Below are 13,365 nucleotides of genomic sequence, written 5' to 3' on the forward strand. Positions count from 1 at the left end.
AGCCCGCAGCCATTGGCTGTGATACAAAAACTGGCAGATGGCTCACGTTCAGCCTTCCGCCGACCGATCAACTGCCGCCCCGCGACCCGCCTCGTTCAGATTTGCGTCATCAGCAGCGCCTTCGCTGGTTGCCGGCATGCGAATCGGCCCTGTTGCGTAAAGACGAACAATCATCGCGACCGGCAAACCGCTGACATCGGTCATCCACTTCAGGACTTGTTCCGGCGCATTCAGGCCCTGCATGGCCCGATGCAGATCCGGCATTGCCACCAACATCCCGGGATGACAATTGCGCAAGAATCTTTCGAGCCCGGCACCGCTATCTATAAACGGTGCAAACAACAGACACGTCAGCTGCGCTTCGTTCAGATCGAAACTGGCCAGCAAACTGGCCTCTGCCTGCATGCGCAAGTGCATGGGATCTCCAAGGTCACCAAAACTGCTGAGCAACTGTTCGCACAGCGGTTCGGGCACCTGCTTGCGCCGCATTTCCATCAAGCGGTTCTGCAGGTATTCGCCGATTCCATTCTCATACGTGCGACCTTCGATGAACTGTGCCTGCAAACCGCGCAGATGCGCCGCGACCAAAGGCTCTGCGTATTCGTCGTCATTTTGATAAAGGCTCTGGTCATTTGCCTGGAATCCCAGAAAGTCGCTGAGCAAAGGCCAGCGCTCCTCCAGTTTGCCGACGATCATGTCGTTGATATTGATGAAACCGGTACGCCGACAGGCCTCGAACTGCCCTTCAGGTCGCCACGTCACGCGCTCCTCGTCAGTGTAGAACTCGCGATAATAATCACCTCCGAGGCCGTCGAGCACAGGGAACAGCATTTCAAATCCCGAGGTATTTAACAGGGGGCCGGAGATTGCCGCTTTCTGCACTGCTCGACTCAATCCGTCGAGGAAGTGCTTCTGGCGCTGTGGGGGCTCGCTACCGATCATTGCATCAACACCACTGTTCCAGCGAGCGATCTGACCGTAGAACTCAGCGGTAGCCAGATAGGCGTCATCCCACAATTCGAGCGGCTCGGTGAACGTTCGGCGATGACCAAGCACCAGCAAATTCACGCGATGGGCTTCACGCCCCTCGTCGCAGAGTGGTGACTGATGGTCGAACGGCAAAACCTGGCGATTATCGACCATCATCAGCTCGACCCGAGGATCGTCATACAGGAACAGCGCACTGAAGCTGCGGTGCATGTTCTGCAGTGCCGTTTGAGTGTTGCCGTTCCAGCGCAAGGTCGCTACGCGCAATTGAAAGGTTGCGGGGGCTCGCCCGGCGATAGTCAGTTGCGCAGCCCGCAACAAAGCCAGCGTATAACAGCTGTCACGCGTCCCGGACTGGTTCACCAGCACTTTGAAATGACCGATGTTCTCCATGCCGCCCGCAGCGACGGCCAGCCGCTGGATCAGCAACTGCAATGCCGTGCGCTCTGCGCGAGAGAAGAAACTCAGCAGACGTTGCAAGACTTGCTGGTAGACGTAATTCATTGCCTGATCATGGATAGTGCTCATCGGTATTTACCCGGTATCAAAAGTTTCATGGCGCGCAGACAAACATTGGCCGCACGACAATTCATCAATAAGTAATAGACGCTCAAATGCTAACACTTACAAATTTGTAGTTATTTGAAACACTTGAGCTCAAAAAACCCAACCCACCACCGAAAGGCAGCGTCAACCCACTGTAATTACTAGGGATTTTCTCGGATTAAATCTTCCTAGGAAACTTCCCACAACATCCCACGACAAGTGAGTACAAGAAAAAGAGAAGCGGTTTCCGAATAGCCCTACAACAATTAAACAGAAGTTGGCGCGATCAACAGTTTTAGCCGTTCGATTACGTGAGGGACGAATTGAATGCACAGTCATGGCTCATTCCTTGAGATGAAAGTAATCATTCAATTATCAGGGCTTATATTGTGATTAGAAGATACAGATCGAGAGCAAAAACCAGTTCAGTTGCTGAACGGTGCCGGGCGCAGCACCCGGAGTCTCTGATTTACACGGCAGGATAAACGCACAAGAGTCCGTGGGGCCACGGACTCTGATTACAAGACTTACGCCGGTTCGACTTGCAGAGCGACCCGTTCGCGACAAGGGCATTCGTCCATGTAGCGATGTGCTTCGACGAACTCGTTGAACGGGAATACTCGGGTCTTGAGCGGCAGCAGCACGCGGTCAGCGGTCAACTGGTTGATGTCACGCAGCGCCCGTTGCAAAGCGACGTGATCCTGAGTGATGCCCAGTTCCGGCTTGCCGGTGAAGTTGCCGATGCAGTGCACGAAGAACTGGATGTTCTTCTGGAACGCTGCACAGGCCGGGAATGGCGTCTGGTTGCCACCCTGCAAGCCATACAACACCAGGCTGCCACGCGGCGCCAGCACATCGCCAAGCAGCGACATCTGCGGGCCGCCGAGGCCGTCGAACACTACGTCGACACCACGGTTGTCGGTGATCTTGTTGATTCGCATCAACAGATCTTCCTCTTCGGTGACGATGACCTTTTCTGCACCAAGGGACAGCAGGTACTCGCGTTCTTCGGCTTCTTTGGTCGCGGCAATCACCCGCACACCCATTGCCTTGCCCAACTGGACAAACGAAGGACCGGCGCAATGGCTGGCGTCAGTGACTAGGGCAAACTGCCCCGGCTTGACGCGTGCCAGATCGGCGTAGGCAAAGTAGGCGATCAACAGCGGTGTGTAATGCACACTGGCTTCAATCGGGCTGAGCACATCCGGATAACGGGTCAGCGCAGTACGCGGCAGCACGATCGATTCGCCGTAGACCGGGTAGTCGTTCGCACTCTCGGCCGGAAAGCTGGCGACCTTGTCACCCACTGCCAGATCATCGACACCGTCGCCGACAGCGGTGATCACACCGGCCATCTCGTGACCAAGACCCGCAGGCAGTCGCGCCTGAGACGAGGCCAGATTCTGACGCCAAAGGGTGTCGTACCAGCTGATGCCGATCGCCTCGACGCGCACCTGCACTTCGCCAGGACCTGGCTGAGCGGCCGCATGCTCTTCGCATTTGAGCACCTCGGCCGGACCAAACTTGTGAAAACGGATCGTGCGGGACATCGCAAACCTCGTCAAAGTAACCTCTAATGCCATGAACTCTATCTGGGCTTTTGACCCAAGACTATCAGTGGCTATTAATAGTCGACATGCCTGTCATTGATTCCGCAACAGGGGCGGCATTGGCAAAATCCATGAAGAAACTGCTGCCACCGTCTCAGTAAAGCTGAATTTTCCGGTGCAGAGTACCAGCCTTTCCCCGTAAGATTCATGCCGGCCATTGTTCTCATATGGCCGCTCTCGTCAAGCTTGATGACTCTGCCAGGACTCCAGATGAATCGTAATGACCTGCGTCGTGTCGACCTGAACCTGTTGATCGTATTCGAAACATTGATGCACGAACGCAGTGTGACCCGGGCGGCAGAAAAGCTGTTCCTCGGTCAACCGGCGATCAGTGCGGCGCTTTCGCGCCTGCGCAGCCTGTTCGACGACCCGCTATTCGTGCGCACCGGGCGCAGTATGGAACCGTCCGCCCGTGCGGTGGAAATCTTCGCCCTGCTCTCGCCGGCCCTCGATTCAATTTCGACCGCCGTCAGCCGCGCGGCCGAATTCGACCCGGCCACCAGCACCTCGGTATTCCGTATCGGCCTGTCCGACGACGTCGAATTCGCCCTGCTGCCCATGCTGCTCAAACGCCTGCGCGCCGAATCGCCAGGCATCGTGCTGGTGATCCGTCGCGTCAACTACATATTGATGCCTGGCCTGCTGGCTTCCGGCGAGATATCCATTGGCGTCAGCTACACCACAGACCTGCCGGCCAACGCCAAGCGCAAGGTCCTGCGTCGCAGCGCACCAAAACTGCTGCGTGCCGACACCGTGCCGGGACCGTTGAGCCTGGATGACTACTGCGCGCGTCCGCATGCGCTGGTGTCGTTTGCGGGCGACCTCAGTGGTTTTATTGATGAAGAGCTCGAGAAACTGGGGCGCAAACGGCATGTGGTGCTGGCCGTGCCGCAGTTCAACGGCTTGAGTACGCTGTTGGCGGGCACTGACATCGTTGCGACCGTGCCGGATTACACGGCGGAAGCGCTGACGGCGGCTGGCGGTGTTCGTGCGGAAGATCCGCCGTTGCCGACGCGCACGTTTGAACTGCACATGGCGTGGCGTGGGTCGCAGGATAATGATCCGGGTGAGCGGTGGTTAAGGTCGCGGATTCAGATGTTTTTTGGCGACCCTGAGAGTCTCTGAATCAAGCCGCGCAGCGCTTAATTCTGCCTCGCCGCCGTGTATTTCTAACGAGCAGCGTAACGCGTCATGTGGAAGGCTGCGGGTCACTACCCGCCCTGCCCCAGAATTCTTCGGCAGACTGACTGAGAATAGCTTTTGGGCGGGTCAGATGAATTTCCAGAGGTATATCCCAGCTTTCGTCGAGCGCTCTGACTAAGCGCCCATCCAGGATTTCTTGCTCGGTGAGGCTCTTGGGCAGCCACGCCACTCCTTTGCTTTCCAAGGCCATGGACATGAGTACCGCTGCCAGGTGGCTGCTGAAAAGTGGTTTGAGGTGGAGGTAATCTTCCTTGCCACGCAATCTGTGGGCGACGATACGCCCCAGTCCAGACTCATGGGTGTAAGCGAGGTATGGCAATGCCGCAGGAGAGGTGCCGAAGTTAGCGGATGCACTCGTGAGGGGAACGAGAACGTCCTCGCCCACCTTCTTGCTGGTGAACTGATCAGGCGCCAGTAAAGGCGGAACATCGGGATGGCGGTGGCAGAGCAGAAACTGAACCTGACCATGTATCAGCATCTGCTCACAAACAGCCATGCTATCTGAGTGCAGTTTAACGGCCTCAATGGGGGCACCGTTTTCTGAGCTTCGAAGCCATTTCGGAAAAAATGTAAATGACAGGGAATGAGTCGCTGCGAATTGAAGCGACTTGGCTGCCATTCCTGCTACCTCTTGAGCCTCGTTGCGCATCCTGTACAAGTGTCGAGCCGCCTCCTGAGCACTGGGCAAAATTTGCCTTCCTGCCTCGGTAAGGGTTGCGCCTTGCGGTGTACGCACAAACAACTCAACGCCCATCCAGTTCTCCAATGAGCGAACTCTGCGGCTGAAAGCCGGCTGAGTAACATGCCGCGCTTCTGCCGCCCGAACGAAGCTGCCGTACTCTGCAAGCGCTGAAAGATCTTCGAGCCAAACGAGTTCCAAGGGCCATGCCTCCTGTGCATAGGGTACGGCATTAATAGCATTGGGCGGGTGACATCGCAAAGCATAACGTGGGGCCACAAACAACAAGAGGAACCCGTCATGCGTATCGTAGACATCCGTGAAAAAACAGTTTCTATTGCCTCTCCAATTGCCAACGCCTACATCGACTTTTCCAAAATGACCTGCTCGGTCGTCGCTGTTATCACGGATGTGATTCGCGACGGTAAACCTGTCATCGGCTACGGTTTCAACTCCAACGGTCGCTATGGTCAAGGCGCTTTGATGCGTGATCGCTTTCTGGCGCGGATCACCGAAGCTGATCCAGATACTCTTGTCGACCATGAAAACAACAATCTGGATCCGTTTGCCATCTGGAAAACCCTGATGACCAACGAAAAGCCAGGCGGTCACGGCGAGCGCTCGGTCGCAGTTGGCACCATCGACATGGCTGTATGGGATGCCGTCGCCAAGATTGAAGGAAAACCTCTCTATCGCCTGCTGGCTGATCGTTACCGCAACGGCGTGGCCGATGACAAAGTTTGGGTCTACGCAGCAGGTGGCTACTACTACCCAGGCAAAGACCAGACCAAGCTCAAAGCAGAAATGCAGAGCTACCTGGATCGTGGCTACGACGTTGTTAAAATGAAGATCGGTGCGGTGCCACTGGACGAAGATATCCGTCGCATCGAAGCGGTACTTGAAGTGGTTGGGGACGGTCGGCGACTGGCGGTCGATGCCAACGGTCGCTTCGATCTTCAGACCGGTATTGCTTACGCGGAAGCCATCAAGAAGTACAACCTGTTCTGGTACGAGGAGATCGGTGACCCACTCGATTACGCACTCCAAGCTGAGCTTGCCAATCACTATGAATTGCCTATGGCGACCGGGGAAAACCTGTTTTCCCACCAGGACGCTCGTAACTTGCTGCGTCACGGCGGCATGCGTCCGGATCGCGACTTTCTCCAGTTCGACTGTGCGCTGTCCTATGGGTTAGTGGAGTACATGCGCACCTTGAAAGTGATGGAAGAAATGGGTTGGTCTTCCCGCCGCGTAGTTCCGCACGGTGGTCACCAGATGTCCCTGAACATCGCAGCCGGTCTGCACCTGGGCGGCAACGAATCTTACCCCGACGTGTTCCAGCCTTTCGGCGGCTTCGCCGACGGAATCAAGGTGGAAAATGGTTACGTCGGCCTGCCAGATATTCCAGGTGTTGGCTTCGAAGCCAAGTCCGCCTTGTACGCAGTCATGCGCGAGTTGGGCGAAGGCTGATCAACCTCGATCTGCGGTTTCTTTTAAGGAGACCGCAGACTCAGGCGTCATCCGCTGACGCCAAACCACATGCCCATCACAAAAATAAAATGAGGTGCTTCCGTGGAAATTTCCAAGTCCCGCTGGTACAGCCAGCTATATGTGCAGGTGCTGATCGGCATCGTCATCGGCGCAGCGATTGGTCACTTTGAACCGCAATTCGGAGCCAAGCTTCAACCTTTTGCCGATGGCTTTATCAAACTCATCAAAATGCTGTTGGCGCCTATTATTTTCGGTACCGTCGTGGTTGGCATCGCCAAGATGGGCAGCATCAAGGAGGTCGGACGGATCGGCGTCAAGGCGCTGCTCTACTTTGAAATCCTTTCCACCATTGCGCTAGTCATCGGCCTTATTGTGGTCAATATCGCAAAGCCAGGCGCCGGGATGAATATCAACGCTACCACGCTTGATGCCAGCGCTATCGCCAAGTACAGCCAGGCCGCCAGTGAACAGGGCGGCACCATCGATTTCTTTCTCAACATCATCCCGAGCACCTTCATTGGCGCATTCTCGAATGGCGTCATGCTTCAGGTCATTCTGATTTCGGTATTGATGGGCGTAGCCCTCGTTCAGATGGGCGAAACCAGCAAACCGCTGATCAATACCATCGACTTGTTTCTGCAAGGGCTTTTCAAGATCGTGGCAATGGTGATGCGCCTGGCTCCCCTTGGCGCCGGCGCCGGGATGGCATTCACTATAGGCAAGTACGGCATTGGTACCTTGCTGTCACTCGGCCAGTTGCTGGTCGCGCTCTATATCACCACCCTGATTTTCATCGTGGTAGTGCTGGGTACGGTTGCCAGATGGTCGGGCATGCCGCTGATGCAATTTCTTCGTTATTTCAAAGATGAAATTCTCATCACGCTTGGCACCTGCTCAACCGAAGCCGTGCTTCCGCGAATGATGGTGAAACTTGAAAAGCTGGGCTGCAAGAAGTCAGTGGTAGGCATGGTGCTCCCCACTGGATATGCCTTCAATGCAGATGGCACCTGCATTTACCTCACCATGGCGGCGATTTTTATCGCACAGGCAACCAATACGCCACTGACGTTTATGGATCAGATGATTCTGTTGGGCGTCTTCCTGCTGACCTCAAAAGGCTCCGCTGGCGTGGCGGGTGCCGGGTTCATAACCCTTGCGGCAACGCTAACAACCATCCACTCCATTCCTCTGGTCGGCCTCGTCTTGCTACTGGGCATTGACCGATTCCTGAACGAAGCACGGGCCGTGACCAACCTGATCGGTAATGGCATCGGCACCATCGCCATTGCCAAGTGGGATAACTCGTTCGATGTCGAGGCCTGCGAGCGTGAAATCGCCGCCATGAAACACGAAAAAGCGGCCAGGAAGGCAATGCTGGCACAGAAATAATCTGCAAAGGGAGCCGGTCATCTCGCCTTAAAACGGTTATGACCGGGAGTGCCTTCCAGGTCTCGTTCAAATCGAATGAGACCAACAAATTACTTCTAAGAATTTGATGGAGCCAAAAATGATTGAGCGATCACATCATGAACTGCGCAAGGCGTTTGGTGATTTACTCCAGGGTACCGTCTGCAAATTCGCTGCTTCCGTATTCGATCCGATCTCGGTTCGTATGGCTTCCGACCTTGGCTTTGAGGTCGCCATTCAAGGTGGTTCCGTCGCCTCGCTTCAGGTGCTTGGGGCACCGGACATCGCACTGCTCACGCGGGATGAGTATGTCGAGCAGGTTTCCAGAGTCGGACGGGCCAGCCAAATCCCAATCATTGGTGACGCTGACCATGGATTCGGAAACGCGCTGAATGTGATGCGAACAGTGACCGAGTTGCAGAAAGCCGGTGTCGCAGCCCTAACACTGGAAGACACCCACCTCCCGGCCAAATACGACGAGCAGTCGCATGTGCTTATCGAGAGGGAAGAAGCTGCGAGCAAGATTTACGCTGCGCGGTTTGCCCGTTCAGATGATGCGCTCACCATCATCGCCCGAACAAATGTGGCCGTTACCACCTTGGAAGATTCCATTGCACGCACTACGGCCTATGAAAAAGCCGGGGCCGACGCGATTTGCCTCGTCGGGGTGAAAGACTTCCAACACTTGGAAGCACTCACTGCACATCTCAGCGTGCCGATCATGCTGATCAATTATGGAAATCCGGCTCTGAGCGATGTTGAGAAACTGAGTGCAGCCAACGTGCGGATTGTGGTCAATGGGCATGCTCCCTATCTGTCCGCAATCAAAGCGACTTACGAGGCGCTGCGCGAACAAAGCGGCACAAAGGGGAGCGAGTTTTCCCTCCCTGAGCTGCTTTCTAAATACACGCTCTCGGACAATTACCGTGAGTGGGCGAAAACCTATTTGAAGTCAGAACACGATTCAAATTGAGTTTGAAAAAGGTGCGATAAGGCGTCATGAAAAAGACAATCCTGGCCTTCAGCCGCGTCTCACCCACGCTGCTTGAGCCTTACAAAGATACGTACAACATCATCGTCATGCGTCCAGAGTTTGGTGACATGGATGCTCAGTTCGAAGATGCCATTCCCAGCGCTCATGGATTGATCGGCGGCAATCGGCGCCTAGGTGAAGCAGAGCTCGCATCGGCTAAAAACCTTGAGATCATCTCCAGCATATCGGTTGGCTACGACAACTATGACCTCAGCTATCTCAATGGCCGAGGGGTCATGTTGACCAACACGCCAGATGTCTTGAACGAAACCACCGCTGATCTGGCTTTCGCCCTGATCCTGGCCACAGCGAGACGCATCCCAGAGCTTGATGCCTGGACGAAAGCCGGCAATTGGACAAAGACCATCGAAGCATCCCACTTCGGATGCGATGTGCATGGAAAGACCTTGGGCATTATCGGTTTAGGCAAAATTGGAGAGGCCATCGCACGCAGAGGGCGTTTCGGTTTTGGCATGAACATCCTCTACAACGGCAACAATCGTAAACCGCAGCTTGAGAAAGAACTCGGTGCGCGGTTCGTCCCGCAAGAGAAACTTTTAAGCGAGTCTCATTTTGTCTGCCCGGTCGTGCCGTTGACGGACGGCACGAGAAACCTCATCGGACGTAAGGAGCTAGCGTTGATGGGCCCGGAGAGTATTTTGATTAACGTTTCTCGCGGCCCTGTGGTTGATCAGGACGCACTCTTCCAAGCGCTTGAGGAGAAAACGATACGAGCAGCGGGTTTAGATGTTTACGTGAAAGAACCGCTTGTGAGTTCAGGTCTTTTCAAATTGAAGAACGTTGTCACTGTGCCTCATATCGGCTCTGCAACAAGCGATACACGCAATGCGATGGCACTGCGTGCACTGGAAAATTTGCTTACGGGTCTCGAAGGACGACAACCGAGAGACCTCGTGAATACTCACGGGCTAGGGCACAGATGGACGCAGTGACGACAAGGACGCTGGCAGTATGGCCGCCGCGCAGAATAGAGCGCGGCTTATAGGTTGGGGCGGCTACTCAAGCTTAAGCCGCTCTAAACAAGATCGACGATTTGCCGATGCGCTCCGTTTCCTGTTTTTGCCGACGCTTGTCCTGATTTTGATGCTAAGCATTATTCTTTTTCAGGCTTTCGGGGCTGCCAGCGCACAGACCATCCATCACCAAATTCATCAATCTGGCGAGACGTAAGCGCCATTCGCTCTGGGCATCCATTTGCCATATTCCAGCGATGGCTAGAAAAAAGTCGTCGTTTGTAATCCCGCTACGAATCGTTCCTGCCTTCTCATTTGCCCTCAAAAGCAATTCGGCAGCTCCTTGGACAGGAGCGTATCCCGACTTCCCTGGGAACTCGTAAACGGAAGCGGCTTGTTGGATCGCAGCAGCGAGTCCTGCCTTTGTCATTGCATATTCAGCGAGGCAGTCCATCCACTCTCGGAGGGCTTCCTTAGGTTGTTTGGTCGCCAGCAGCTCCTCTGCCAACGCGGCCACCTGCTGCATTTCGAACTGATAAACCTCGAATACCAACTTCTCCCTGGTAGGGAAGTGACGATAGAACGTGCCTTGCCCTACCCCCGCCTTCTTCGCAATCGTGCTTAACGGAATCGCAGGATCGCTAGTCAGCTCTACCACTGCGACCTCCAGAATCCGTTCCCGGTTTTTCTTGGCGTCAGAACGCATCACCAAATCGTGAGTCATGAACAAAATTTTCCTTCACTGCATTGCTAAGCGGACAGTTGTCCGGTACGGTTTAAAAGTGGACAGCTGTCCGCTTAGTCATCGTTTCTGGAGTTTACTATGAACAGCACTGGCAACACGATTCTGGTTACTGGCGGCACCTCAGGCATCGGCCTCGGTCTGGCGCTAAGATTTCACAAGGCGGGCAATAAAGTCATCATCGCGGGACGTCGCAAGTCTCTGCTCGACAAGATCGCGTCGGAACATCCAGGTATTGAATCAGTAATGCTGGACGTCTCCGACCCACAATCCATCCAGCGCACCAGCGAAGCGCTTGCGATCAGCCATCCAAATCTAAACGTTCTCATAAACAACGCTGGGATCATGCACTGGGAGGATCTGACTGATCCGGAAAGCCTGAGCACAGCCGAAGATATCGTGACGACGAACTTACTTGGCACGATTCGCATGGTCTACGCATTCACTCCCCATCTGAGCAAGCAGCCCAGTGCAACGATAGTGAATGTCAGCTCGGCGTTGGCCTTTGTACCGTTGCCAGCTACACCGACCTACAGCGCAACCAAAGCGGCAGTTCACTCATTCACTCAAAGTCTTCGAGTGCAACTTGAGGATTCGTCCGTCGAAGTGATCGAGCTTGCGCCGCCAGGGGTACGTACCACATTGCTTGGACAGGAAAACGACGAAAACGCTATGCCATTGGAGGAGTTTTTGGATGAAGTCTTCGAACTGCTCAAGATTTCTCCGACCCCGCCTGAACTCGTCGTCGAACGCGCGAAGCCATTACGATTTGCAGAAGCGAGCGGATCACATGGTGATGTCTTGAAAATGCTCGCGGGATACAAGCCGCCGGCAGAGTAACGCTTACCTCGTGGGTACACCTGATTCCATCCAGGGGGGGCAGATCATATCTGCGCCCCAGGCGGTGCAACCGCGTCTCGCTTGGCATGCTCAGACGCACGTACTGAGAAATTAAGACAGAGTTGGTCACCCAATCGCGTCAAGATGATCACCGCCTTATACCCACCCAACCATCCGCGCTTGGCACCAGATCCAAGCTGCTCCATGTCCTCGCGCACGCAGATTCGTCTTCTCTTAGAACCAATTATCAAGTGGCCACGCAGTGGTACTTCATCTAAAAAAAAGCCACCAGCCTCGGAAGCTGTTGACACACGGCGGGTCTACGCATAATTTATGTAGCACACTACACAATAGTAGACGATATATATGAATTCGGCAGCACGCAGCGTAGCCACAGAACTCTCCTTCGCGCTCAACGCAGCTGCGAACCGGATGGTTCGATTACACAAACCGTTTCTCGAACCGCTTGGCCTCACCTTCTCGCAGTACCTGGTCACGCTCGAGCTTTTGAACGGGTCGCCTCTTTCTGTGAGCGATTTATGTGATCGCCTCGACATGGAGACCGGCACGCTTACGCCGCTACTGAAGAGGCTTGAAGCTGCTGGAGTGATTACACGCACACGCGACTCCTCCGATGAACGCCGAGTGCTTATTGATCTCACAGAGCCTAGCCGTGCCATGGAGGATGAGCTTCGCAGCATCACCGGCAAGATCAGAACTGCGTGCCAGCTCACGTCAGAAGATCTTGAGGAGCTTCGGTGCACACTTGAGGGTCTGGCGCGACCGGCTACCACTTAGTACCTGCCTTAGAAGCGGCTAGCAACGGCAGAGCTTTAGTAGCGGGTTGGCAGTTGCAGATTAGACACAAGCGCACAGAGCCGCGATGCGCTTGTAGAAGAGTTAGCGAAGGGAAAGCCTTGCCGAGAAGCTCCCCGCGCAGATCCACATGTCATGCACACCTAAGCTCCAAAGATGAGGAATCTCTATGAACATCGGAATTATTGGTAGCGGATTTATCGGGGGAACACTGGCAAAACTGCTCAGCGCTGCCGGCCATACAGTAAGGGTCGCTAACTCCCGTGGGCCAAATACTGTTAATGCTGACGTGCTTTCCACGGGCGCGCTGGCGGTCACGAAAGAAGAAGCTTTGGTTGGCGCCGACGTCGTGATTCTTTCGATCCCTTTTATCCGCATTCCGGATCTTAAAACGCTTGTTGCCGAGCTTCCTGAAGAAAGCGTAATCATCGACACATCCAACTATATACCGGCGCGCGACGAGCGATTGGAAGCCATCGAGAATGGCCAGCCTGACAGTGTCTGGGCATCCGAACAAATTGGCCGTCCACTCGCAAAAGCTTGGAACACGATTTACTCCGCGTCATTAAACGAAGCGGGTAGGCCTGCTGGCGACCCGGATCGCATTGCCGTCCCTATCGCTGCGGATCGTGATCACGACCGTGTCGTGACGATGTCACTGGTCGAGGATTCCGGATTCGATGCCTACCATGCTGGCTCGTTAGCAGAATCCTGGAGACAACAGTGTGGCACTCCTTGCTATTGCACTGAAGTAACGCTTGAGTCCCTTCCGCAGGCACTGACAGACGCGGATCTGGCGCGCGCTCGAAAGCGTCAAGATCTTTTCTTCGCGGTGTATAAAGAAAGGTTTGGCACAATTGGAACAAATCCAAGCCGCGACTACATTGTTCAGCTTTCGAAGTTGATATATGGATGAAGTAGTCGTCATAACAGCACTTCGACGAAGCTTTATCAAAATACAGAGACATATGAAGCGCGGACTATTAAAAGTCTAACGCGATTTGGTGGATTTTCAATCTCTCACACATGGTCAGCGT

General features: G+C 54.6%; 12 protein-coding genes. 8 read left to right on the forward strand and 4 right to left on the reverse strand.

Annotated elements, in window-relative coordinates; genetic code table 11:
- Nucleotides 1-48 precede the first annotated feature (48 nt).
- Entirely contained in the window at nucleotides 49-1,515 is a 1,467-nt protein-coding gene (locus tag GTU76_RS00960; protein ID WP_016983051.1) for a hypothetical protein, read from the reverse strand.
- A 545-nt stretch (nucleotides 1,516-2,060) separates the two neighbouring features.
- Nucleotides 2,061-3,083 carry a zinc-dependent alcohol dehydrogenase family protein gene (locus tag GTU76_RS00965; protein WP_016983050.1) on the reverse strand — a complete coding sequence of 341 codons (1,023 nt, stop codon included), beginning with the start codon at nucleotides 3,081-3,083 and terminating at the stop codon, nucleotides 2,061-2,063.
- A gap of 270 nt (nucleotides 3,084-3,353) precedes the next feature.
- On the opposite strand from GTU76_RS00965, the gene GTU76_RS00970 reads away from it, so the two are divergent.
- Nucleotides 3,354-4,268, forward strand: coding sequence for a LysR family transcriptional regulator (locus tag GTU76_RS00970; RefSeq protein ID WP_016983049.1), 915 nt, complete (start codon nucleotides 3,354-3,356; stop codon nucleotides 4,266-4,268).
- Between the two features lie 64 nt (nucleotides 4,269-4,332).
- Here GTU76_RS00970 and GTU76_RS00975 read toward each other — a convergent pair whose 3' ends face one another.
- Nucleotides 4,333-5,226 (reverse strand): LysR family transcriptional regulator, encoded by an 894-nt coding sequence (locus tag GTU76_RS00975; RefSeq protein ID WP_180697866.1) that lies wholly within the window; start codon nucleotides 5,224-5,226, stop codon nucleotides 4,333-4,335.
- A gap of 99 nt (nucleotides 5,227-5,325) precedes the next feature.
- Here GTU76_RS00975 and GTU76_RS00980 point away from each other — a divergent pair, with 99 nt between their 5' ends.
- The 4 genes from GTU76_RS00980 to GTU76_RS00995 all read left to right on the forward strand — a co-directional run bounded on the left by GTU76_RS00980 (nucleotide 5,326) and on the right by GTU76_RS00995 (nucleotide 9,909).
- A complete protein-coding gene (locus GTU76_RS00980; protein ID WP_016983047.1) occupies nucleotides 5,326-6,495 on the forward strand; it encodes a mandelate racemase/muconate lactonizing enzyme family protein in 1,170 nt (389 codons plus the stop codon).
- 102 nt (nucleotides 6,496-6,597) lie between these two features.
- The gene (dctA, locus tag GTU76_RS00985) at nucleotides 6,598-7,905 is read left to right on the forward strand and encodes a C4-dicarboxylate transporter DctA (protein ID WP_016983046.1); all 1,308 of its coding nucleotides are present in this window, start codon (nucleotides 6,598-6,600) and stop codon (nucleotides 7,903-7,905) included.
- Between the two features lie 118 nt (nucleotides 7,906-8,023).
- Nucleotides 8,024-8,896: an isocitrate lyase/PEP mutase family protein gene (locus tag GTU76_RS00990; protein ID WP_016983045.1), complete on the forward strand. Its 873-nt coding sequence runs from the start codon at nucleotides 8,024-8,026 to the stop codon at nucleotides 8,894-8,896.
- Nucleotides 8,897-8,922: 26 nt separating this feature from the next.
- On the forward strand, nucleotides 8,923-9,909 hold the full coding sequence (locus GTU76_RS00995; protein ID WP_180697867.1) for a 2-hydroxyacid dehydrogenase: 987 nt from the start codon (nucleotides 8,923-8,925) through the stop codon (nucleotides 9,907-9,909).
- Between the two features lie 154 nt (nucleotides 9,910-10,063).
- Here the strand turns inward: GTU76_RS00995 and GTU76_RS01000 are convergent, their stop codons facing one another.
- Nucleotides 10,064-10,654, reverse strand: coding sequence for a TetR/AcrR family transcriptional regulator (locus GTU76_RS01000; RefSeq protein WP_180697868.1), 591 nt, complete (start codon nucleotides 10,652-10,654; stop codon nucleotides 10,064-10,066).
- 99 nt (nucleotides 10,655-10,753) lie between these two features.
- On the opposite strand from GTU76_RS01000, the gene GTU76_RS01005 reads away from it, so the two are divergent.
- From GTU76_RS01005 to GTU76_RS01015, 3 genes are all read left to right on the forward strand, one after another.
- On the forward strand, nucleotides 10,754-11,512 hold the full coding sequence (locus tag GTU76_RS01005) for an SDR family oxidoreductase (RefSeq protein ID WP_180697869.1): 759 nt from the start codon (nucleotides 10,754-10,756) through the stop codon (nucleotides 11,510-11,512).
- A gap of 432 nt (nucleotides 11,513-11,944) precedes the next feature.
- Nucleotides 11,945-12,310, forward strand: a complete 366-nt coding sequence (locus GTU76_RS01010; RefSeq protein ID WP_246375996.1) for a MarR family winged helix-turn-helix transcriptional regulator — start codon at nucleotides 11,945-11,947, stop codon at nucleotides 12,308-12,310.
- Nucleotides 12,311-12,497: 187 nt separating this feature from the next.
- On the forward strand, nucleotides 12,498-13,244 hold the full coding sequence (locus GTU76_RS01015; RefSeq protein ID WP_122687202.1) for an NADPH-dependent F420 reductase: 747 nt from the start codon (nucleotides 12,498-12,500) through the stop codon (nucleotides 13,242-13,244).
- Nucleotides 13,245-13,365: the final 121 nt, after the last annotated feature.

This window comes from Pseudomonas crudilactis (assembly GCF_013433315.1).
GTDB lineage: Bacteria > Pseudomonadota > Gammaproteobacteria > Pseudomonadales > Pseudomonadaceae > Aquipseudomonas > Aquipseudomonas crudilactis.